The sequence below is a fragment of the Nocardia sp. NPDC004278 genome, from assembly GCF_053602975.1.
The window spans coordinates 110,618-132,687 of the sequence record NZ_JBSGEQ010000025.1; the positions used below are offsets into that span (position 1 = coordinate 110,618).

General features: G+C 65.8%; 19 protein-coding genes. 5 read left to right on the forward strand and 14 right to left on the reverse strand.

The window, feature by feature from the left end:
* Nucleotides 1–221: 221 nt before the first annotated feature.
* Both ACWEO2_RS31315 and ACWEO2_RS31320 read right to left on the reverse strand, forming a co-directional pair.
* Complete coding sequence (locus ACWEO2_RS31315; RefSeq protein ID WP_452408628.1) at nt 222–1,193, reverse strand: Acg family FMN-binding oxidoreductase; 972 nt, start codon at nt 1,191–1,193, stop codon at nt 222–224.
* Nucleotides 1,194–1,523: 330 nt separating this feature from the next.
* On the reverse strand, nt 1,524–2,522 hold the full coding sequence (locus ACWEO2_RS31320) for an Acg family FMN-binding oxidoreductase (protein ID WP_452408629.1): 999 nt from the start codon (nt 2,520–2,522) through the stop codon (nt 1,524–1,526).
* A 229-nt stretch (nt 2,523–2,751) separates the two neighbouring features.
* Between ACWEO2_RS31320 and ACWEO2_RS31325 the strand changes: the two genes are divergently transcribed.
* Nucleotides 2,752–4,287, forward strand: coding sequence for a bifunctional aminoglycoside phosphotransferase/ATP-binding protein (locus tag ACWEO2_RS31325; RefSeq protein ID WP_452408630.1), 1,536 nt, complete (start codon nt 2,752–2,754; stop codon nt 4,285–4,287).
* A gap of 27 nt (nt 4,288–4,314) precedes the next feature.
* Nucleotides 4,315–4,962, forward strand: coding sequence for a response regulator transcription factor (locus ACWEO2_RS31330; RefSeq protein ID WP_452408631.1), 648 nt, complete (start codon nt 4,315–4,317; stop codon nt 4,960–4,962).
* A gap of 126 nt (nt 4,963–5,088) precedes the next feature.
* On the opposite strand, the gene ACWEO2_RS31335 is transcribed toward ACWEO2_RS31330, so the two are convergent.
* Nucleotides 5,089–5,790 (reverse strand): TetR/AcrR family transcriptional regulator, encoded by a 702-nt coding sequence (locus tag ACWEO2_RS31335; protein WP_452408632.1) that lies wholly within the window; start codon nt 5,788–5,790, stop codon nt 5,089–5,091.
* Nucleotides 5,791–6,117: 327 nt separating this feature from the next.
* Here ACWEO2_RS31335 and ACWEO2_RS31340 point away from each other — a divergent pair, with 327 nt between their 5' ends.
* Both ACWEO2_RS31340 and ACWEO2_RS31345 read left to right on the forward strand, forming a co-directional pair.
* On the forward strand, nt 6,118–6,246 hold the full coding sequence (locus ACWEO2_RS31340; protein WP_452408633.1) for a hypothetical protein: 129 nt from the start codon (nt 6,118–6,120) through the stop codon (nt 6,244–6,246).
* Nucleotides 6,246–6,839, forward strand: a complete 594-nt coding sequence (locus tag ACWEO2_RS31345) for a hypothetical protein (protein ID WP_452408634.1) — start codon at nt 6,246–6,248, stop codon at nt 6,837–6,839. Before ACWEO2_RS31340 ends, ACWEO2_RS31345 begins: the two co-directional genes overlap by 1 nt.
* Here the strand turns inward: ACWEO2_RS31345 and ACWEO2_RS31350 are convergent.
* The 8 genes from ACWEO2_RS31350 to ACWEO2_RS31385 all read right to left on the reverse strand — a co-directional run bounded on the left by ACWEO2_RS31350 (nt 6,807) and on the right by ACWEO2_RS31385 (nt 17,463).
* Entirely contained in the window at nt 6,807–7,220 is a 414-nt protein-coding gene (locus ACWEO2_RS31350) for a hypothetical protein (RefSeq protein WP_452408635.1), read from the reverse strand. The two genes, ACWEO2_RS31345 and ACWEO2_RS31350, sit on opposite strands and share 33 nt — an antisense overlap.
* Nucleotides 7,221–7,223: 3 nt before the next feature.
* Nucleotides 7,224–7,589 (reverse strand): hypothetical protein, encoded by a 366-nt coding sequence (locus tag ACWEO2_RS31355; RefSeq protein ID WP_452408636.1) that lies wholly within the window; start codon nt 7,587–7,589, stop codon nt 7,224–7,226.
* A gap of 159 nt (nt 7,590–7,748) precedes the next feature.
* Nucleotides 7,749–8,864 (reverse strand): CapA family protein, encoded by a 1,116-nt coding sequence (locus tag ACWEO2_RS31360; RefSeq protein ID WP_452408637.1) that lies wholly within the window; start codon nt 8,862–8,864, stop codon nt 7,749–7,751.
* A 169-nt stretch (nt 8,865–9,033) separates the two neighbouring features.
* A complete protein-coding gene (locus tag ACWEO2_RS31365) occupies nt 9,034–10,374 on the reverse strand; it encodes a wax ester/triacylglycerol synthase family O-acyltransferase (RefSeq protein WP_452408638.1) in 1,341 nt (446 codons plus the stop codon).
* Nucleotides 10,375–10,527: 153 nt separating this feature from the next.
* Complete coding sequence (locus tag ACWEO2_RS31370) at nt 10,528–12,129, reverse strand: hypothetical protein (protein WP_452408639.1); 1,602 nt, start codon at nt 12,127–12,129, stop codon at nt 10,528–10,530.
* Nucleotides 12,126–13,028 carry an ABC transporter ATP-binding protein gene (locus ACWEO2_RS31375; RefSeq protein WP_452408640.1) on the reverse strand — a complete coding sequence of 301 codons (903 nt, stop codon included), beginning with the start codon at nt 13,026–13,028 and terminating at the stop codon, nt 12,126–12,128. The genes ACWEO2_RS31370 and ACWEO2_RS31375 overlap by 4 nt, the downstream gene beginning before the upstream one ends.
* A gap of 190 nt (nt 13,029–13,218) precedes the next feature.
* On the reverse strand, nt 13,219–17,118 hold the full coding sequence (gene otsB, locus ACWEO2_RS31380) for a trehalose-phosphatase (RefSeq protein ID WP_452408650.1): 3,900 nt from the start codon (nt 17,116–17,118) through the stop codon (nt 13,219–13,221).
* A gap of 69 nt (nt 17,119–17,187) precedes the next feature.
* Entirely contained in the window at nt 17,188–17,463 is a 276-nt protein-coding gene (locus ACWEO2_RS31385; RefSeq protein ID WP_452408641.1) for a hypothetical protein, read from the reverse strand.
* Between the two features lie 307 nt (nt 17,464–17,770).
* Here ACWEO2_RS31385 and ACWEO2_RS31390 point away from each other — a divergent pair, with 307 nt between their 5' ends.
* The gene (locus tag ACWEO2_RS31390; RefSeq protein ID WP_452408642.1) at nt 17,771–18,217 is read left to right on the forward strand and encodes a CBS domain-containing protein; all 447 of its coding nucleotides are present in this window, start codon (nt 17,771–17,773) and stop codon (nt 18,215–18,217) included.
* 108 nt (nt 18,218–18,325) lie between these two features.
* Here the strand turns inward: ACWEO2_RS31390 and ACWEO2_RS31395 are convergent, their stop codons facing one another.
* From ACWEO2_RS31395 to ACWEO2_RS31405, 3 genes are all read right to left on the reverse strand, one after another.
* The gene (locus tag ACWEO2_RS31395) at nt 18,326–19,228 is read right to left on the reverse strand and encodes a universal stress protein (protein WP_452408643.1); all 903 of its coding nucleotides are present in this window, start codon (nt 19,226–19,228) and stop codon (nt 18,326–18,328) included.
* Nucleotides 19,225–19,821, reverse strand: a complete 597-nt coding sequence (locus tag ACWEO2_RS31400; protein ID WP_452408644.1) for an Rv1733c family protein — start codon at nt 19,819–19,821, stop codon at nt 19,225–19,227. Before ACWEO2_RS31400 ends, ACWEO2_RS31395 begins: the two co-directional genes overlap by 4 nt.
* Before the next feature lie 76 nt (nt 19,822–19,897).
* Complete coding sequence (locus tag ACWEO2_RS31405) at nt 19,898–21,610, reverse strand: SulP family inorganic anion transporter (protein WP_452408645.1); 1,713 nt, start codon at nt 21,608–21,610, stop codon at nt 19,898–19,900.
* Nucleotides 21,611–22,070: the final 460 nt, after the last annotated feature.

Genomic DNA, 22,070 nt, shown 5'->3' on the forward strand with positions numbered 1-22,070 from the left:
CAATGCCGACCGGCTGGCGGCCGAAAGTCCTTTGTTCCGGTCGTGTCACCCGCCGCTGCTCAGTCGCTCACCAAGACGTGGCGGCGAGCGGCAATCCGCTGCCTCAGCGAGAATCACCGCACGGACGACGCGAATTCCGAACCGCGCGCCTCCGGACCAACCGACAGCCGCCGTGAACCGGCCAGCAGCACGCAGCCCCGGTCGCCTGGGCCATCACCAAGTCACAAGGGGTGCACCACGTCGGCAACTGCGCGGCGCGGGGTCATCGGAACCGGCTCGGCGCTGGTGGCCGCCCAGCCGATTCGGATGATGACCTGTGGGAATCCACTGTCGGACAGCACATCCGCACGTACGAGATCACGAGTGCCCGGCAATTCCAGCGGTTCGGTGAGCGGACAGGTCGCCAAGCCGAATCCGGTGGCGGCCAGCAGTACCGCGCTGGTGGCTTCCCCGGCGCGCAGTCGGGACAGCGGATCATCGGAGGCGGTGTGCACCAGCAGCAGGGCGCCGCCGTCGTCGAGATCGTGGATCACCGCCTCGGTCAGCGCTGAGCTGTGGAACTCGCGGGTCAGCGGATCGGTGGCGACCACGGCATTGCGTGCGGGCACTCCTTCCGCGGCCGCGTGTCGTCCGCTCCACTCGGCCAACTCGGCCTGATAGCCGCTGTCGACGAGATGCTGACGCGACGCATCCTTGAAGGCCCGCACCAGCCCGATGCGGGTCGAGCCACCGGGAATCTCACTGACCAACACCCCCTCGGCGATGCCCGCCCCGATGATCGCAGCGATGTGCGCGGCCGGAATCTCCCACGATGTGACCCGCCGCCGGTCGGTACGGCGCTGGCTGATCGCGCGGGCCGCCGCGACCATATCGGCGTCCGGTATCACCGGAGCGAACTCGATGGCCGCAAGATGGTCGGGCTGGGCCGGATTCGGGAATCGATGCACGACGGTGTCCCACCCGAACGAGCGCGCCGCCACCCGGAAGTGATGCAGCGCTGCACCGCAACTGATCATCAATTCGCGCCGATCCGGATCGGTCTGCGGCAGTCGACGGCTGTCGTCGACGTACAAGTGCACCGTGGTATCGCCGACGCGCCACTGCCAAGGCTGGGTGTTGTGCACCGACGGCGCGCGCACGGCCAGCGCCAACGCGGCCCGCACGCTATCGGCATCAGGATGCTTACTAGCCATTGCTGTTCCTTGTCCTCGACGCCAACATCTGTGCCGCTACGGTCGCACTCGCCGATCTCGGCGCCAAAGAGGCCAAAGGCCACAACTCGATGGCCCGGTGACCTCTTCACCGATCACAACGCGCTGGGCAGATGCAGCGCCGAACTGGCCCTTCACACCCACGGCACTCGATCAGGTCGACCGGCCCGGCGCTTTCGACCCCGAACTCCGACACCGTCCGGCGCGACTCGCGTGTGACCGCGGCATCGAACGATTTGTCGCCGAGCTGATTCCGGCGAATACCAGGCCGATGCGGTTCGTCGCCGACATGCCCCGGCCCGCCGATCGTGATCAGCGGGCCGGGGCGAAGTCCGTGGCGTCGAATGGATCCACCACGTCCTCGACCGCACGCCGTGGTGCGGGCGGCAGCGCCGCGAGACCGGTCGGCAACCAACCGATCCGGATGACTGCCTGCGCATGCGTGGTGTTGTCGAGCACACCGACGCGAATCTTCTTGCGTAGTTCCGGGATCTCCAACGGCTCGGTCACCAGGCAGGTGGCCAATCCGATGTTGGTCGCCGTCAACAGCATCGCGCTCACGGCTTCGCCCGCACACAGTCGCGCCAGCCGGTCATCGGCTGTCGTACCCAGCACCAGCAGCTCGGCATAGTCGGGTTCGCGCGTCGGGTCGACCAGTCGATGCTGGGCAAACGCCCGGGCGGGAACACTCTGTGCAGCCAGCGGCGGCAACGCGTTCAGCGCCGGGACGCCGTGCACCGCGTCGTGTCTGCCGCTCCAGGCGGCCAGCTCGAATTGATAGTTCGGATCTCCGGAATGTTGCTGTGCCGCGGCGCGCATCGCTTCGACGAGCTGATCGCGCGATCCGTAGGCCGCTTGGCGAACGATGCCGCCGTGCACCCCGGCGCGCTCGGCGAGCAGACCGAGATAACCGGGCGGGATGGGCCGGGAGCTGTAGTGTCTGCGGTCGGTCTGTCTGCGGGTGATCGCGGCGCTCAGCGCGGTATCGGTCATGGTCGGCCGATGCGGCACGAGTTCGATCGATGCCAGGTGGTTCGGATTCACCGCATCCGGCAGTCGCTGCACCACGGCCGACCATCCCAGCGCTGCGAGCGCTATGCGCAGGTGGTGCAATGCGGCGCCGCAGCTCAGCACCAGGTCACGTTGATCGGGATCGGTCGATGGGAGCGCTCGTGCCGGATCGAGGTAGAGGTGCAGGCCGCGGTCTCCGATCCGGAACCGCCACGGCTGGGTGTTGTGAACCGACGGCGCCCGCACGGCGAGCGCGAGCGCCGCCTCGATGGTGTGATAGTCGGGCAGCCTGTCGTTCATCGTCGTCCCTCCGTCCCTGTCTCGTAGTGAATATCCACGCTGCCATCGGCGAACGATCGTCGGTAAGGGCAGGACGGCACCTTCTCGTGGGACTTCTGCAGCAGTGCGTCAACCGGATCTGACAGCTGCGAAAGTCCCTTCACCTCGGTGACCTTCGGCCATCACCTGGCCGGGCCACGATGCGAAATCCTTGGAACACCACGATCGAGCACACCGAAGGGTTCGCGCCATGCCCGGATTCGCCGCACCTGCCGAGCTACGGGAGACCCACACCGGACTGGTTGTGCTGTACGGAGACCGGGCCTACAAGGTAAAGAAGGCGGTCCGCACCGACTTCCTCGACTTCAGCACACCGCAACTGCGCGAGCACGCCTGCGCTAGGGAACTCGAATTGAACAACCGCCTGGCTCCGGACGTATATCTCGGCCTGGCCCATCTCAGCGACCCCACGGGCTCCCCCGCTGAGCCGGTGCTGGTCATGCGCCGCATGCCCGAAGACTGCCGTTTGTCCAACATCCTGGCCGACCGGGCGAAGACCATAACGGAGCTGTCGGCGCTGATACAGGTGCTGGCAAGCTTCCACGATAGGGCCCGTCGCGGACCGGAGATCGATGCGGAGGGCACCGCGGGCGCGCTGCGCCATCGGTGGCAGGTGCTGCTGCGCAGTCTTGCCGAACAGCGGGCCAACGTCGCCGACCCGGATCTCCTCGACCGGATCGAGCGGCTCGCGATGTGCTACATCGACGGCCGAGAACCCTTGCTGAACAACAGGATCGCCGCCGGACACCTCGTGGACGGGCACGGTGACCTGCAGGCCGAGGACATCTTCGAACTGCCCGACGGCTTCCGCGTCCTGGATTGCCTGGACTTCGACGACCGGCTGCGTTACGTCGATCGCCTCGACGACCTCGCGTTCCTGGCCATGGATTTGGAGTTCCGCGGGCATGCCGAACTGGGCGAGCGGCTGCTCGACGACTACCAGCGGATCACTGAGGATCCGGCGCCCGCCTCGTTGCGTGACCACTACATTGCCTATCGGGCGCTCGTGCGCGCGAAGGTGGACGCCATCCGATTCGGCCAGGGCGAGTCTGCAGCCCGCGACCGTGTGCACCGGCACCTGCGGCTCGCGTTGAGCCACCTCGAGCGGGCCGCCGTTCGTCTGGTACTGGTCGGCGGATCGCCCGGAACCGGGAAATCGACCGTTGCCATAGAGCTTTCGGCGAGCACGGGAGCGGTCGTGCTCTCCAGTGATCATGTGCGCAAGCAGCTACGGGCCAGCGGTGAGGTCACCGGTCCGACCGGAACCTTCGGCACCGGAACGTATTCCGCTGCCGGTAAAGCTCGTGTCTATACCGAACTGCGGAGCCGGGCCCAAAAGCTGCTGGTCCTCGGCCGTTCGGTGATCCTGGATGCCAGCTGGATCGACGCGGACGAGCGGCAGCGAGCGGCCACACTCGCGGCCGAGACAAACGCTGACCTGCTGCAATTGCGGTGCCACTGCCCGCCCTCGGTGGCGGAACGCCGCATCCGTCTGCGCGCCGACGGCGATTCCGATGCGACCCCCCAGATTGCCGCCGACATGTCGGCCATCGCAGCGGTCTGGCCGCAGGCCACACCTGTGGACACTGGACTCGTGCTCGCCGACACCGCCGCCGCGGCACTGCGTGCGTGGCACAACACTGCTCACACCGAACAGGTAAGGGACTTCGGTCACCAATCAGGGGTCGAACTCCGTCCCGCGATCACCGGCAGCACCCTACGCTGAATGAATGTTGCACGGAAACACAGCAGAATGACCAGAGTGTTTTTGGTGGACGACCACCACATTGTGCGTCGCGGAGTGTCCGATCTGATCAGCGCCGAGCCCGACCTCGAAGTCATCGGTGAGGCGGGCACCGTATCCCAGGCGATGGCGCGCATCCCGGCCCTGCGCCCCGACGTCGTGGTCCTCGATGTGCGCCTGCCCGATGGCAATGGCATCGAACTATGCCGCGAACTGCTGAACCAACAACCCGAACTACGGTGCCTGATCCTCACCTCGTTCACCGACGAACAGGCCATGCTCGACGCCATTCTGGCCGGGGCCCGCGGCTACGTGGTCAAAGACATCGACACCCTCGAACTGATCGATGCCATTCGCGAAGTCGGCGCGGGAAAATCCCTGCTCGACAACCGGGCCGCCGCCGCGCTCATGGCGAAACTGCGCGAGGAAGCCACGTCCAAGTCCGGGCCGCTGGCCACGCTCACCGATCAGGAACGAACGCTGCTCGAACTGCTCGGTGAGGGGCTGACGAACCGGCAGATCGCAAGCCGCATGTTCCTGGCCGAGAAGACCGTGAAGAACTATGTCTCCCGGCTGTTGACCAAGCTCGGTGTCGAACGACGCACCCAGGCCGCGGTGCTGGCCACGAAGCTCAACCCGGCACACAAGCAGGAATGAGCAGGCACCCGTAGCATCTCGAGACCTGGAATCGAGCACCGCCGTACGAGGACGTGACATCGCACTGCCGTAGACCGGTCCCGATGCCTGCCCACGATGCGACCGGGATCGCGCACTCATTCGGGCCTACGCCGCAGTGATTATCTCGATCACCGCAGCTACGAGTTGGCCGTCGGGATCGCTGAGACGCTGCAAGGATTTGCGATCCACCAACAGGGATCCAAGCGTGAGTTCTACGAATTCGGCACCGACCTGCTCGACAGATCTGCGCCCTTCCGGCTCGAACCACGTCCACGCCCATTGCGCGGCACCAAAGATGAGCAGGCTCCGGACGCTCGTATCGACGGGCCGGAACTCACCCGCCGCAGTGCCCGCCTCGAGCAAGCTGTGCAGGATTCCGATGTATTGCCTTCGCAGCTTGCGCCCCTCGGAGTTCTCATCCTGCAGCGCGAATCGTGCGACCTCGCGCTGGAATGCGATAGTCCGATTTCGATCGTGCACCTGATAGAGGATGGCCGCGTACAACAGCCCGGCCAGTTGCTCGGTGGGCGTAGAAAACTCCGAAACAATTCGCTCGGCCTCATCGATGCGACGCCGCATATAGGCAAGATGCAGAGCGTCCAGCAACCGCGCCTTCGTGCCGTAATGATGCACGATCAAGCCCTGGGAGATGCCCAACTCACTTGCCACACCACTGAAGCTGGTGCCGTCATAGCCCTTCTCGGCAACATGGCGCGTGAAAATGTCGAGAATCGCGTCCGACTTGCCCGGTCCCGCCGCACGCCTACTCACCCGATCCCACCCCTCCTCGTCCAAATTTCCGGACACTCTAGCACCCACCGACTGCCCAACCCGGTCGTTGACTGAGTGCGCAGTCAGTACTAACATTGTGCGCCGAGTCACAGCGGCGTACTTCGTTGCGTCAACCAGCAACCTCGAATCAGTCGAGCAATCAACTATGAAACAGCACGTCTATCCCGCTGAGGCGGTCATCGAACAACGAGCATCCGAACTCCACATTCGAATTTGCGCCCACGGCCTGTGGAACATGCTCACTACGCGTAGCGGCCAGCGTGTCGGCGTCGCCGACCAGCGGTACGCGCCGCCCACCGAAATCATCACTTGCTCGAGGGCGCCATCCGATCTGTGCTTCGCATGACCGGCCTTTCTGACGACGCCGCCATCATCTCGACGCGCATCGCCCGAGGTGGCGACCACGACGGCCTGCTGATAAAGGACTATCCGGCGCGCCTGAAACCTCGACCCGCAATGAAGGACATGTGATGACCGAGGACGCGGGTAAGGCGGAGGCGCGGGAGGATCCGGTGAATGATCCGGCATTTCTGCTGTCACCGGATCGACTATTGGCCGCGATTGCCGGGCGTCTTGCCGAGCCGTTTCCGCTGATCGCATGGGCGAGGGAACTGGGCGATCTACATGCCGCCCTTATTTCGGCGGTTTTGAATCCTCGGCGTCCGCCCGAGGTAACCGAGGCAGCCCTGCATGCGGATATTTCGAAGGTCATCGACAAGATCAATTCTTGGGCCGTGTTCTACGTCCGCCATAGCCGGTGCGCCCGTCGCCACACGCACTCCTTTGGTGAGGTGATCAGCCATGTCGCGAAGACCTATGCCGAGGCGTGGTGGACAGTGCTGCACTCCGACTGCGAGGAGCTTCGGCACTCGGCGTGGGTCCATCTCGGCGAGGTCCGTGAAGGCTATGCGCAACTCATCGGTGACATCCGGACAGGCCGCGTCCAACTCCCACTCGGATGGCGAGGCATCCGAGTTACCCGACAAAACGACAGCACTTCGACAGAACCGGAAACCGGCAGGGATGACGAGTCAGACGGTGAGCTGACCGAGTTGGCGCAATAGCTGATCGGCGGTGCGCGCGTTGCGGTATGCGACGTATGCGGCCCATGCCCAGCCGACGATCGACACGGCATACCAGTACAGCCGCCAATCTGTCGGATGCAGGCCGCCTCCGAGTCCAGTGGCGAGCGGCACCATGAATACCGCGGCGAGCCCGGCATAGAGCACGCGCTGGCGCGAGGCTGCATTTTGCGCCTGTTCCAGGCGCGGGATCCATGATTCGGCGGTCGCGTCCCGGGGTAATTGGCGAGCCTTCAATGCACGGCCGATTTCACGATTTGTGCCTCTGTCGGCAGATTCGAACACTCGGACAGGACGCATATATCGCCACACGAACACAGATACGACGACGACCGGTACGAACACGATGATGATCGCGACCATGCCTCACCTGCCCGCAGTGTGGGCAAGATGGTCGAGGACTCCGTCCGCGAACCGCCATTGGAGATGGATCGTGGTGAGGTTGACAGCCGAAGCGGCGAGCGCGAGCAGATAGATATAGAGCAGCACATTGCTCGCGTGCGGATTCGTTGCGATCTCGGTGATCAGCAGCGCCGACCAGAGCGCGGTGAGTGCGATGAACAGACCACGCACCCATACCGGACGCACCCGAGCGTGAATGAGATCGGGCATCCGCTCCTGCGCCCCGTTCGGGAGCGGCGCCTGGCTGCGACGCCGCTCCGGAATCACCAACCGGCGCACCAGGAGCCCGGCGATGACTGCGGTCAGCGCAATGACAGCGATGAGATGCAAAGGATACCTGTCTTTCCTCAGGTGAGATTTCGTCGGCCAGCACGAATAGATTCCGTCACGTGCGCAGTCGGCGATAGCAACCCATGGGTGGGCATTGCCTCCACCTCGCTCTTCGGCCTCGGACCATCGGCCGAACACCGCCTACCCCAACGCTGCAGGTCACCCGCGGGGTTTCGGCTCGACGATCGGCAGCTCCTCGCCCTCTCGCACGACACGAGTCCGGAACCGGCGACTGATGTGCTCAATCGTGGTGCACAACCATTGCGCGTCGACCCGGGCGGCCCGCTCGAGACGCATGCGCCGCACCCGAAACGGCAGCAGTCGCAATGCCGCCGGTCCATCACCGGGATGAATTGATGCGAGATACAACAGCCTCAGGTCGGTTCGGTAGGACTTATAGCCCCCGATGCCTTCATAGTCGTTGATGATGTCACCGCAGCCGTACAGGATCAGCCGGTCACGATAGATCTCGATCGGGCGGGGATGATGCGAGGAATGCCCGTGTACGACATCGATACCGGCATCGATCAACCGATGCGCGAACTGTATTTCACTCGGCCCCACCCCATAGCCCCAATTCGGCCCCCAGTGCACGGACACGACCGTGATATCTCCGGTGTGCTTGTGCGCCAACACCTTTGCCGCGACATCGTCGGCCGATGAGTCGTCGATCAACCACACACCCGGCCGGTCGTCGTGAGCCGCCCAAGATCCGGGAACACCGCTCGACCGCGCCGCGATGGCCGCGATCACGGCCCGATGTTCGTTGCGGAGGGGCAACACCGTCGGTCGCAGCGCGGTTTCGGCGTCGGCTCCGGCCCCGACGCCGTGGATACCCGCGGTCGCCAGTGCGTCGAGGGTGTCTTTCATTCCGCGGCAACCGAAATCGAGGATGTGATTGTTGGCCAGCGCGCACACGTCGGGCCGAATCACGGTGAGCGCCGGAAGGTTGTGTGGATGCATCCGATAGTGAACACCCTTGTAGTCGGCGAAGTCGCCGTCCGCGGTGATCGTGGTTTCCAGGTTGAGCAGCCGGATCTCGGGTGCGAGCGTCTCGAGCATGGGCAACGCGTCACCCCACGGCCAGCCGAAGTCCACGGGGTGCGGGATCGGCCCGTTCGCCCGCTCGGCCAGCTCGACGTAGATACGGGCGTCATCGACGTGAGGTTCGCGCAGTGTCGCGTCTCCGGGATGCGGCAGGATCTGATCGACGCCACGACCCAGCATGACGTCACCGCCCAGCAATACGGTCACCGGACCAGAATCATCGACCACACCGAACCACCCACTGCCGTTCCGTCGGCACCACCACCATCGTGCCGACCCGATCGGACTCCGAGAGTCCGAGGGCCTCGTGGCGGATGAACGAAGCCACCCGGCACGGACGTGATCCGCGCTGCGCCGAGATCTTCTTCCCCCGTGCCGGGCCAGGATCGATAGTGCATCACCCCCGCTGCATGCGGGCTCGCTCCAGCAGTTCCGCGATCCCGTGCTCGATGCCCTCGGCGATCAGATCGATATCGGGGGTGCTGTCGTAGTCGCCGGTGATGCCGAAGGTCAGTTGGTCGGTGTAGCTGAGGATCGCGATGGTGGTGCGCAGTCGCATGGCGATCGGGATGCACGGGAGGATTTCCAGGACCTCGTGGCCCTGTAGCGATAACCGCCGCCGCGGACCGGGCACATTTGTGGCCAGGGCGCTGACTCCGTGCTGGGGGTAGTGCATCGCCAGCCGCAGGGTCCACGCGATGAGCGCGAACGGGACCCACCCCGCCATCGACAGCAGGGACTTCTCGGCCTCCGCCGCACCGCTCGACCGGTGTCGTGACATGCGCTCATGGACGGCGTCGAGCCGCTCGACCGGATCGGAGACCTCGATCGGCAGATACGGCAGCATGGCCGAAACCCGATTGTCGAGAACATATTTCGCGTCCTCATGGCGCATCGACACCGGGATCAGAATGCGGATCTTGTCGGCGGTCGGTTCCTCGCCGCGCTTGTGCAGCACGGTTCGGTAGGCCGATGCGATCGCGGCGAGGGCGACATCGTTGACGGTCACGGCGAACGCGGCACGGATCTCCCCGATGTCCGCCAGCGATGTCCGAGCGACGGCATAGCGCCGCTGTCGGCCGATCGGACCGTTGAAGGAGGTTTCAGCGGTCGGCGTGACGGCCGCGTACACGACCGGGATCAGGGCACGCGCCGTGTCGACGACCAGTCGCGGTGCCGCAATCGACAAGCGAATGCCGTGGGCCGCCAGTCCGAACACACTGATCCGCCGGGGCGGCCCGGCGGTCGCGCGCGGTGCACTCGTGCCGGATTCCGGATCGCAGAAGCTCTCGAACAGGCCTATTCCGGAGATTCCGTCCACCATCGTGTGGTGGGCCTTGATCATCAGCGCCCAACGGTTGTCTGTCAGATGCTCGACGACGACGCATTGCCACAGCGGGTGGTCGCGGTCGAGTCTTTCCTCGAGTTCGGTCGCGATCAGTTCGCGCAGCGCCGCCTCATCGCCGGGCACCGGTAGGGCCGTCCACCGGAGGTGATGTGCCAAATCGAAATTCGGATCGTCCTCCCATACCGGCGCGGTGAGATCCAAGGTGGCCCGGCGCACTCGCTGCCGGAGCCGGATATTGCGGTCCAGGCCGCTGGTCATCGCCGCGGTGAACTGCTCGCGCGTAGGCACCGGACCAGCGAGGATCGCCACCGCAGCGATTCCGAGGCTGATGTGGCGGTCGGTGTCTTCCAATTCCATGAAACCCGAATCCAGCGGGCCCAATCCGGTCATCGCCGATGCCTATCCCGGCAGCCGCCGAGGCCCCGCCATCGGCTGGGAAACTGCCTACGACAGCAATTGTCCGATCCGGGTCGGCCTCGAGGTGAGATGCCAAGGTAACCGGGGACGGTGACGTTGGCCCTCCGTACGACGACCGCCGTTGGCTCAGCCCATCGCCAGGTCGCGGCGCCGGAACGCGAACAGCGCGGCACCGAAGGATCCCAGGCCGATCGCCGTGACCCAGAGTGCGGGCGCGAGTGCGAACTGCTGCATCGGTACCCGGGCCAGCGCGTGGAACGGGCTCAGCTGCAGCGACCAGTTCGGCGCCTTCAGCGCGCTGCCCAGTGCGTCCCACAGGAAGACGGTCGCCACCAGCGCGTAGACAAAGGCGACCGCACGCGGCGCCACGCCGAGCACCGCGGCGGTGACGCCGACGGTGACCAGGATGAGTGGCAGGCTGTTGGCTGCCGCGGCGAACAGCGAGCCGATGCCGACCCGCACGCCGGTCGCCGCCGCACCCGTCCAGATCGCCGCCGCCGCGATCACGCACACCACCATCGCCAGACCGACGGCCAGCAGCGCCCGACCACACAGCCAGCCGATGCGCGAGCGCGGCATCGCAAGCACGATCTCCAGCCGTCCCGAGGCTTCTTCACCGCGCGCGGCGACCAGCAATGTCACCGCAAGCAGCGCTGCAATCAGTTGGATAAGGGAATAGAACGCGGCGATGAAGCCGTCGACGGCGATCTTATCGCCGAAGAACTGGGCATACACCGGTGCGCGGCGCAGGAAGTCCAGCGCGGTCTTCACCATGGCGCCCATCAGCAATGCGTAGATTGCCGTGCCGACCAGCCAGAAACCCAGATGCGCCGCCTCGTCGCGCAGCGCCGCCTGCCACGACGCACCCAACAGTGCCCGGCGGGCCGGTCTGCTGTCGCGCACCGGCAGCACACCAGCTCCGATGTCTCGCATCGCCAGTAGCGGCAGCGAAATCACTATGGGCACAACGATTCCCACCGCGATCACGGTGAGCACCAGCGGCGACGGCGTGGCGGGTGGACGCAACAGTTCGAACCAGCCCAGCGGCGTCACCCAGCGCAGCCACGGAATTCCGGCGCCGATATCGGCGGGCGCGCGCAGGATGAAGGCGGCCACCAGAATTCCGGCGGCCAGCAGTCGTGCCGCCCGGACGGTGCCCGCCAGCTGACTGGTCAGCGCCGCGATCGCCGCGAAAAGCACTGCTGGAAGTACCAGCTGGAGGCCGAGTTCCACGCAGTTGGCGAAGGTGACCAGATGCTGTGCGACACCGTCGGCCGCCAAGGCGGTCACACTCACCGCGCCGATCACCACGGCCTGCAGCGCAGTGGCGGTCAGCACCGCCGCGAACCACCGCCGCCGCGGCTGCAGACCGCTGAGCACCAATTCGCCACGGCCAGCATCCTCTTCGCCGCGCAGCGCCCCGGTGGTGATGATCGCGGCCCACATCGCCATGATGATTCCGGCGAAGGTCATATTGCGCCACGCGACCCAGCCCGCCGGATCTGCAATGTCATAGGGGTAGCCGTACAGCACCCGAAGTGCGGTGTTGTTGACGAACGGCCCGAGTATCGCTGTGCGCGTGGCCTTGTCCGGGAATACCGAGACGAATGCCTGTAGCTGCGCGGTGCACAGCACCGCCATTAGCACCGTCAGCACGAGCAGCGACATCCGGTTGGCGCGCAGCCTGGCGCCGACCATGACCGCCCAGCCGCGCACGGCCGCGTTCATCGGTCCGCCTCGGATGCGATCCGGTCGGGATCAGCGGTCTCATGGTGATAGTGGATGAGGAAGATCTCTTCCAGGCTCGGTTCCCGGCTGTCGAGGGTCACCACCGGCATACCGGCGAGTGCGGCGAGCAGCGGTCCCATATCACCGCGCACCCGCAGTGCCAGCTGATGATCGACGCGGTCGGCGATTTCCACACCATCGAGACGGCGAAGCGGTTCGATATCGACATCGGGCTCGGCGAAACTCACCTCGACGCTGCGGGCCGACAGATGCCGCAGCTGAGCCATCGTCCCCTCATCGATGAGCCGACCCGCGCGCAGGATGCCGACCCGATCACAGACCGCCTCGACCTCGCTGAGCACATGAGAGGACAGGAAGATCGTCTGCCCACGTACCTTCGCCTGGGCGACGGTCTCCCGGAACGCCGCCTCCATCAGCGGATCCAGCCCGGAGGTCGGTTCGTCGAGAATCAGGATCTCGGCGCGCGTGGCGAAGGCCGCCACCAGCTGCACCTTCTGCCGATTGCCCTTGGACAGGGCGCGGATCTTCTTGTCCGCGTCGAAATCGAACCGCTTCATCAGCACGTCGCGGTAGGCGCGATCGCATCCACCCCGCAGATTCGCCAGATAGTCCAGCGTTTCGGCGCCGGTCAGCGCGGGCCACAAGGTGGGCTCGGAGGCCACATAAGCACAATGCCGATGCGCCGCGACCGGATCCGCCCAGGCATCGCACCCCGCAATCCGCGCCGTGCCCGCAGTCGGCCGATGCAGCCCGAGCAGCACCCGGATCGTCGTCGTCTTCCCGGCCCCATTCGGCCCTAAAAAGCCATAGATCTCCCCACGGGAAATATCGACATCAAGCCGATCCAACGCCAACGTCCGCCCATACCGCTTCGTCAACCCCCTAGCCTCGATAACACCCACCGCGCACCTCCCTCCATCCCCCAGATACCACCCCCCATTCTCACCCTCCCACCAACCACCACGCCCCCATCAATCGAGAATGCGCTGGTGTAGGTGCGCTCTCGACGTTTACCTGCATGAGCGCATGGTGATCGCTTGTCCAGGGGGCTGCTGGCTGGAGGTGGGGCTAGGGGCGGACTCGGAAGGTCCAGCCGGGGGCTAGGTGTTCGAGTTGTCCTCGGCATTCGATCTGGATCGGGGGCAGATCTCCTGGTTGTGATCGGACCTCTACGCCTGCACCGCTGATCCGGACTGTGAGTCGGTGGCCGCGGTAGGTGATCGGGACTGTCAGCGCGCCGAGAGACGGCGGCCAGTGTGGCGCGAAGATCAAACGGTCGCTACGGGTTTCGAGTCCGGTGAAGCAGCGTTGCAACAGATCGATGCTGCCCGCCATTGCAGCGAGGTGAATGCCCTCGGCGGTGGTGCCGCCCTGGATGTCACCGATATCGGACTCGAGGACACTATCGAAGAACTCCATGGCGCGGTCCCGGTTGGCGCGGGCCAACACCCAAGAATGTACGACGCTGCTCAGGGTCGAACCGTGTGAGGTCCGGGCGAGGTAGTAGTCGATGGTGCGCGGGATCATCGGCGCGGGCAGGTCGTAGCCGAGTTCTGCCAGGAGTTCCCGTAATTCGTCAGAGGAAAGCAGATAGAACAGCATCAGCACGTCGGCCTGTTTGGCGGCCCGGTAGCGATTGATGTCGTCGCCCTCCGCCTCGAGTATTCGGTCCAGTCGCTGTATGTCGCCGTACCGTTGCCGGTAGTGCGCCCAATCGAGTTCGGCCAGTTGGTCGTAGCCCTCGAACTGGCTGATGATGCCGTCGTGGAACGGCACGTACATGCGGCGGGCGACCCCTGCCCAGTGCTGCGGCTCCGATGGCGCCACACCGAGGGTTTCCAGCAATTCGGTGCGTTCTCGGGGCGCGAGCAGGTCCAAGGCGTCGAGCGCGCGCCGGATCGCCCAGACCGCCATGATGTTGGTGTAGGCATTGTCGTCTATGCCGTCGAAAGGCCTTGCGGGATATCCGGAATGGAACTCGTCCGGACCGATCACGCCCCGGATTCGGTAGCGGTCCCGGGCTGTGTCATAGGTGGCGATGCTGGCCCAGAACCGGGCGATCTCCACCAACATCTCGGTACCGCATTCGCGTAGGAACTCGCGGTCGCCGGTCACCTGATAGTACTGCCACACGTTGTAGGCAACCGCGATACCGATGTGATTCGCCCGCTGGCTCGGGTCGGGATTCCACCGTCCGGATCGTGGATTCAGATGCAACTGCTGGCTTTCCTCGCGCCCGTCGCTGCCGGACTGCCATGGGAACATCGCTCCGACGTAGCCGTTTTCGTGTGCCGCGCGTCGAGCTTCGGGCAGTCGCCGGTGGCGATACCGCAGCAATGCGCGGGTCAGGGCAGGGAACCGCAGGTTCAGCACCGGGAAGACGAACAGTTCATCCCAGAACACGTGGCCGCGATACGCCTCACCGTGCAATCCGCGCGCCGGGACGCCGACGTCGAGGTCGGCGGTATTGGGCGAGAGCGTCTGCAGCAGGTGCAGCAGATGCAGGCGCAGGACACGTAACGTGTTCTTGCGGTCTTCGAGTTCGATGGACAGCCGGTCCCACAGGCGTTCCCAGGCCGCGATATGGCCGCCGAGCAGTTGCTCGAACCCGCCCTCGACACTCAGCCAGCGCACGACCTCCTCCTCCGGCGTCGAAGCCGCGTGATCATGTCCGGTGCAGATGGTGACCATCTTCTCCAGGGTGACGCCCGCCCCGGCGGTCACTTCGATGGTGAAATCATGTCCGATCGCTCCATCTTGTTCGACGAATTCCCCCGCCCGGTCGATGATTTCCCCGTTCCGCAGGATCCTGCTGCGCCCAGCGAGCGCCACCGGAATTCCGGATTTGCTGGTCCGCACCGCCAGCAATACCGAATCCGTGGACAGTTTCCTTGCCCGGACCACGGTGAGATGATCGCCGGACAGCCCCCGATAACGCTCCACCAACGAATTGCGCACGGCCCCGTCGAGCGCCGAGCGGATCACCAGGCGTCCCGACCAATTTTCGGCGACGACCGTCGACTGCAGCGCACAGACATGCGGCCGGTGCATTGCGACCAGCCGTCGCTGCTCGACCGCAGTGATCCGGCCCGTGGCATCGCGGAACCGAAAGCGGCGGGTGAGCACCGCCCGACGCAGGTCCAGTTCCTGCCGATAGGACAGCAATTCGGCGGTGTCGACATCGAACCAGTCGCCGTCCTCGATCCGGAACGACACCGGCAGCCAGTTCGGCAAGTTGACCAGACTCTCGTTGGCGACTGTGCGCCCGGAGATCCCGTCGGTGAGCCGGTTGTAGATGCCGGCTGCGTAAGTCCCGGGATAGTGGTGCTCCCCGGCCCGTGCTTCCGGTGCGGCACCTCGCGTGGCGAAGTAGCCGTTGCCGACCGTGCAGAGTGCTTCGCGCAGTTTTTCTGTGTGGGGGTCATAGCCGTCGAAGGCCAGCGTCCAGGCATCGACCGCATCCGCATCGGATTCGCGGTGCATGGTCCCGGCCAGCCGGTCGAGGAGTTTCCTGACTCGGCCCGGACCGTCCACTGCGAACCGTGCTGCCGTGCGCCGATCGCCATCCTCGCTGTGGCGCACCACGATTCCGATGCCGTGTGCCGCAACGGCGTCGAAGGCGTCCTCATCGGTGAGATCGTCGCCGAGGTAGATCGGCAGCTCCGGGTGGGGCAGCTGATCCAGGATCCAGCCCAGCGCCCGACCCTTGTCCCAGTCGGTATCGGGGCGCAGCTCGGTCACCTTGCGACCGTTGGCGATGCGAAGTCCGGACTGTTGCGCGACCGCGTGGACGGCTCCGATCACGCGGGCCACAACCTCCGGCGCGGCATTGCGATAATGCACGGCGACGGCGAATCGCTTGTGCTCCACCAGAATTCCGGGAGTATCGGCCATTCGACGGGTGAGCTCGTCTGCGGCAGCGGCGATGGCGTGCTCGGTGGCCGGTGCCGCGTCGTGTACATGGTGGCCGCCGTCGGGATCGAGCAATTCGAAGCCGTGGCTGCCCGCGTACCAGATCCCGTCCAGCCCTACCCGTTTCCGCAGATCCGTGAGATCACGACCGCTGATGATCGCAACCGGGCAGACACCGGCGAGTTCGGTGATTGCGGCCGCCGCACCTTCGACGAGGGCGGCGGTGTCCGGATCGGGCACGATATCGGCGAGCGTTCCGTCGAAGTCCATCAGCACGGCCACATTCGCGGTATCGAGCAGGGCTGATATCCGGGGCCAGGATTCCAGCGCATCGGGAATCTCCGACATGCGCCGGAACCCGGCGCGCACCCGTACCTCGGCCAGATCGGCAACCACGACATCGGCGCCGTGCGAACGCAGTTGATCGGCGTGCCCGGTTCGGTCGATACCGATCACCAGGGCGAAACCGCCCCGCCGACCGGCCGTGACCCCCGCTTCGGCGTCTTCGACGACGACCGTCCGGCCCGGCTCGGCGCCGAGCCGCCGAGCCGCCTCGACCAACATGGCCGGATCGGGTTTTCCCGGCAGCCGTAGGCTTTCGGCGACCATGCCGTCGACACGCACCGCGAACAGGTCCCCGATCCCGGCCGCCGCGAGCACCTGGGCACAGTTGCGGCTGGCCGAGAAGACCGCGGTACCGATCCCCGCGTCGTGCAGTTCACGCACCAATGTGACGGTGGACTCGAAGACCGGAACGCCGCTGTGGGCCAACCGATCCCGGAACAGATGATCCTTCCGGTTGCCGAGGCCGCAGACGGTGTCGGCATTCTCCGGATCGGAGGGATCGCCCCAGGGCAGCGAAATACCGCGTGCGGCGAGGAAATCCGCGACACCGCTGTATCTCGGCTTGCCGTCGACGAAACGCTGGTAGTCCGCCGCGGTGAACGGTGAGCGATCCTGCCCGGGCCCGGCGGGGCGAGCGGCCAGGAAGTCATCGAACAGTTCGGTCCACGCCGCGGCGTGCATCGAGGCGCTGTCGGTGACCACACCGTCCATATCGAAGATCACCGCGTCATATCGGCGCGCGTCGATCAATTGCGCGGTCTGCTCGCCTGCGTCCACGGCTCAGGCCTGGGTCCAGGCGTAGCTCCACCCATCGAGATCGTGGTCGTACCGATACATCATCTCGGGCATCTCCTCGACATCACGAACCGGCGCATACTGCGGACCGGTCCGGTAGGTAGCACCACTGTGCGCCCACACGTGCGGCGTCGGCAGGGCCGATCGCCCTGTCCAGCGGGTGACCAATGGCCCCGACGATTTCGAATACCCGTCGAGTGGGGCAATGAACGTCGTCGCCGGGATATCGATCTTGTCGAACCGGCCGGTGCCCGAGCGCATCCGGCCGCAGAAACTTCAGGATGCCCTCGAAGAGAGACCGCGCCGACATACCGGATCAGCACCACCGAGCCGGGCGCGGTGGTGGCGGTGATTCGGGCGAGTCAGTTGCCGTTATCGAACATGCGACCTGCGTTTTCGGCGACAATTCTATGAGGACCGGAGATCGGGTACAGGATGCGGCGGGCCTGGCCCGTACGTCATCGACGAGCCGCTGAAGCCTGGCCATGATCTTCGGCCCTGCTCGCCCGCAACGCCACCATCGAACGATGAGCGGAGATGCCGAAACCAGCCACAAGGAGGCCCCATCGTGACTACAGCCCAAGACATCATGCGGTCCGACGTGGAACGCATCGGCGTGCGCGACACCATGGACACCGCCGCGCAGCGCATGCTCCGGTACGACGTCGGAGCGCTGCCGATCTGCGACGGTGAGGGGTGTCCCGTCGGCATCGTGACCGACCGCGACATCATCGTCAAGGTCGTCGGGGTCGGTGCGAATCCGAAGACGACCACCGCAGGTGAAATGGCACAGGGTGCCGACGAGTTGCACACGGTCGAAATCGATACCGATATCGACGATGTGGTCGCACTCATGGAACGATTTCGGATCCGGCGGCTCCCGGTGACCGAACGCGGCCTGCTTGCCGGCATTATCACCGAGGCCGACCTGGCACGACACCTGTCGGAGGCGACAGTCGGCGAGTTCGTCGAGGCGGTTTGCGCCCCGAACCTCCCGAGCGTCGCCGACGCTTGATCCGCCCGGATCCCAGAATCGCAGGCTGGGCGCTACGAAATTCGGAGTGCCCAGTAGGGCCAGCGATGCCACACAACGATCCTGCGCGGGACCTACTACCGGGCCCGATCAGCGTGAGCGAATGACGATCACCGGTACCTCGACCGCATGCAGAACGGCGTTGCTGGTCGAGCCGAGCAGCATGCTCGAGAAGCCGCCGCGGCCGTGACTACCGACGACAACCAGTTGGGCGTTCCCCGATCGGTCGAGCAGTGCGCGGGCGGGCCTGTCGGCCACGGTGATCCGGTGCACCGCTACGTCCGGATAGCGTTCGCCGAAGCCTGCGAGGCTCTCCGAGAGCAGTGCCTCGGCGATATCGTGGGTGGCATCCCTCCCAGCGGCGGGCAGGTCCGTTCCGCTGGTGTCGCTCCAGGCGTGCAGGGCGATGAGGTCGACCTTGCGGCGGGAGGCCTCCTCGAAGGCGATTTCGACCGCGGGCACACTGTTGGCGCTGCCGTCGACGCCGACCAGCACCGGCTGGGTCGCCGACACCGCGTCGATCGCCGATATTCCGTGGATCACCGCGACCGGGCAGTGCGCGTGATGGGTGACGGCGGTACTGACCGAGCCGAGCAGCCCACGCTGGAAGGCACCAAGGCCTCGGCTACCGACCACCAGCATTCCGGCATGGGTGGAGCGATCGATCAGCGTCATCGGGACCAGTTCGAACGTCACCTCGGTGGTGATCGCGAGGTCTTCCCCCGGCGCGGCGGTTCGCGCCACACGAGTGGCCTCGGTGACGATGCGCTCGCCGTCGCGACGCAGCCACTCCGTATCGTCGTCGGTGAGCATTGCACCCGGCCCGAAGCCGGTGGGAATCGCTACCGAGGTGAGGATATGCAGGCGCCTGTGGTGCAGCGCGGCTTCGACGGCTGCCCAGGCCGCGGCCTGATATGAGTTCGCCGACCCGTCGACTGCCGCGAGGATCGGCTTATCCAGTGCTGTGGTATGCGAAACGGATCCGCCTGTCACGGGCATTCCTCGGCGACCGGGCGACCGAGATTGCGCCACTGCTGGGCCCATCCGGTGCTCCGATGCCGAGACAGCAGCCAGCCCCCGCCGCGCAGCAGCAGCCATGCGCTCAACCAGATACCGGCCAGTACCACCAAGCTCGCGCCGAGACCGGCCAATGCTGCCGCGGCCAGGCGCGGTGGGGCGGACGTCGGAGCGCCGTCGGGTCCGACCCACACCGGCACATCCTTGCCGAGGGCCGCACTGCGGGGCACCGGCACGATCCCGATACCTTCTCGGCCGTTGTCGTTCCATTGCACCGTCGCCTCGAAACGACGTGCCGGAGTCCATACCGGCGGGGTCGTGACCGTCGCATCGACCACGAGTTTCGTCGCCTGTTCGGTCTGAATACGGGCGGCCTGCGAGGTGTATGCGGCGGTGCCGATCGCCGCCGCCACCGGCACGGCGAGGACCACAGCGAGCGATACGACGATCCGCAGCAGTGTTTCGTATCGACCCAGTAGGCGCATCGGCCTACGCGGGCTCCGCAGCAGCAGCAACCACAGCCGGACGAGGCGGGTCCACGAGTCATGGAGCGGGATGGCGGCAGACATCTGTGGCACCTCTATCGACGGCGTTAACACACCTTCGAGCATCCCGCGCGGTCGGATCTGTAGGCAGAGACGAAAGTCATAGACCACTAGGGTCCTCGGACCCCCCATCACGGTCGGCGCGGAACGCTTCGATCGCTGTCGGCAGGGTGGGATAGAGGTGCTGGTCGCCGATTTTGGCGGTTAATCCTGCGGCGTCGAGGTCGTCGCGCAGGTCCTTTTTGACCCGCGCCATGGCGAAGACGATGCCGCGCGCCGCCAGCTCCGACCGAAGCTGTTCGACCGCGTCGAGCGCGGTGAGGTCCACTTCCACATTGGCCTCGGCATTGAGCACGAACCAGCGCACCGGCCGCCCGCTGTGCTCGGCGCCCGAGTCGACCGCCGCGAGAGCGCGCCGCCGGAAGTCTTCGGCATTGGCGAAGCACAGGGGTGCGTCGTAGCGGTAGATCACGATTCCGGGAACCAGTTCTGCCTCCGGATAGTCATCCACGTCGTGCATGCCGGCAAGCCCGGGAACGAACCCGAGAATGGCGTCGTGGGCCCGCGCGATCCGGCGCAGCAGATCGAATATCGACAACGCGATCGCCACCAGCACGCCGTAGAGAACGCCGAGTGCAAGCACCGCGACGACCGTGCCGAGCGCCAGCACCAGCTCACTGCGTCGGAACCGGGCGATCCGCCGGAACTCGACCAGATCGATCAAGCGCAACGCCGCGTAGATGACGAGCGCACCGAGCGCCGCCTTGGGAAAGGAAGCCAGGATACCCCGCGCGCCGAGCAGCACGGCGAACAAACCTCCCAGTGCCACAATGGAATACAGCTGCGTGCGGGCGCCCATGGCATCCGCGATCGTGGTCCGGCTGCTGCTGCAGCTCACCGGGAAACCGTGCAGCAGCCCGGCCGCCACATTGGTCGCCCCCAGCGCGGCGAGTTCGGTATTCGCCTCAACATGATCGCCGTGCCGGGCCGCGAACGCCCGCGCGGTGAGCGCATTGTCGGAGAAGCCGACCACGGCAATGCCGACCGCGGGCAGAATCAGTTGCGCGATATCTCCGGCCGCCACATAGGTCAGACCGGGCACCGGAATCCCGGCTGGGATGGACCCGATGACCTCGATGCCGTACCGCTGTAACGAGAACATCGCCACCACCGCGGCGGCCAGTAGCACCGCCAACAGTGGTCCCGGCACTCGCGGCGCCCGCCAGGACAGCAACAGCAGTCCAACGAGCACTGCCACGGCGAGCACACTGGTCTGCCAATGCCAGTGATCCAGCTGTGTCGCGAACGAACGCAATTGGGTGAGAAACGACTCCCCCTCGACCGGCACACCGGTCACCCGCCCGAGCTGGCCGACGATCATCATCCCCGCGGTACCGGCCAGATATCCCACCAGAACCGGTTTGGACAGCAGGTCGGCCAGCACGCCGAGCCGGGCCACCGCACCGATCAGGCACAGCCCGCCGACCAGCAGGGCGAGCACCGCCGCGAGGGACGCATAGCGGCCCGGATCGCCGAGCGCGAGCGGGGCCAGTGCGACCGCGGTGAGCAAAGCGGTTGTCGACTCGGGCCCCACCGATAGCTGCCGCGAGGTAGCGAACAGGATGTAGACCGCCAGTGGCCCGATCGCCGCCCACAGCCCGACCACCGGCGGCAGACCCGCCACCGTCGCATAAGCCATCACCTGTGGCACGAGATATGCGGCCACGGTGATACCGGCGACCACGTCGGACCGGAGCCACGCCCGCTGGTAGCCATCGAATTGCCGCAGCCCCGGAAGGAAACGTGCCAGCACCGTTCCAGCATTGTGCGCCGCGGAACCCGACGCGACAGCCGAAAGTACTCAACCGGGCGATGTGGGTACCACGGCCGAGGTATCACATTGCCGATCCGTTGGTGGCGGCGACGACCGTGGCGCTGCACTGCGCTGATGCGTAGGTCGGACCGGATCGAGGCGGGGTGTGGCTGTTCGCGATCATTGTCATGTTCATCGCGGTGCCCGCCGCGGGTGCGGCGGGCACCGCCCGGCCGGAGAGACTCGTGACGCGAGTCCCCTCGGCGGGTTTCCTGGCACCGGGCCTTCGACGGTGTCCGGTTGCGTCTATGTCGCGACGATGATCGGTAACCGACCTCGAGCAGCCACGCTGTGAGGTCGGCGGATCCACGGCGGTGGCTGGTTGATCAGACGCGGGCACGTTCGCGGGCCAGAGCGCGGTCGCGTTGTTCCTCGAAACGTGGGATCTGTACCTGTGCCA

Bases quoted from the DNA above. Each gene is read 5' to 3' on its own strand.
- ACWEO2_RS31315 (WP_452408628.1), bottom strand. From the start codon at position 1,193: ATGGCTAGTAAGCATCCTGATGCCGATAGCGTGCGGGCCGCGTTGGCG.
- ACWEO2_RS31320 (WP_452408629.1), bottom strand. From the start codon at position 2,522: ATGAACGACAGGCTGCCCGACTATCACACCATCGAGGCGGCGCTCGCG.
- ACWEO2_RS31325 (WP_452408630.1), top strand. From the start codon at position 2,752: ATGCCCGGATTCGCCGCACCTGCCGAGCTACGGGAGACCCACACCGGA.
- ACWEO2_RS31330 (WP_452408631.1), top strand. From the start codon at position 4,315: ATGACCAGAGTGTTTTTGGTGGACGACCACCACATTGTGCGTCGCGGA.
- ACWEO2_RS31340 (WP_452408633.1), top strand. From the start codon at position 6,118: ATGACCGGCCTTTCTGACGACGCCGCCATCATCTCGACGCGCATCGCC.
- ACWEO2_RS31345 (WP_452408634.1), top strand. From the start codon at position 6,246: ATGACCGAGGACGCGGGTAAGGCGGAGGCGCGGGAGGATCCGGTGAAT.
- ACWEO2_RS31350 (WP_452408635.1), bottom strand. From the start codon at position 7,220: ATGGTCGCGATCATCATCGTGTTCGTACCGGTCGTCGTCGTATCTGTG.
- ACWEO2_RS31365 (WP_452408638.1), bottom strand. From the start codon at position 10,374: ATGACCGGATTGGGCCCGCTGGATTCGGGTTTCATGGAATTGGAAGAC.
- ACWEO2_RS31370 (WP_452408639.1), bottom strand. From the start codon at position 12,129: ATGAACGCGGCCGTGCGCGGCTGGGCGGTCATGGTCGGCGCCAGGCTG.
- otsB (WP_452408650.1), bottom strand. From the start codon at position 17,118: ATGGACGGTGTGGTCACCGACAGCGCCTCGATGCACGCCGCGGCGTGG.
- ACWEO2_RS31385 (WP_452408641.1), bottom strand. From the start codon at position 17,463: ATGCGCTCGGGCACCGGCCGGTTCGACAAGATCGATATCCCGGCGACG.
- ACWEO2_RS31400 (WP_452408644.1), bottom strand. From the start codon at position 19,821: ATGTCTGCCGCCATCCCGCTCCATGACTCGTGGACCCGCCTCGTCCGG.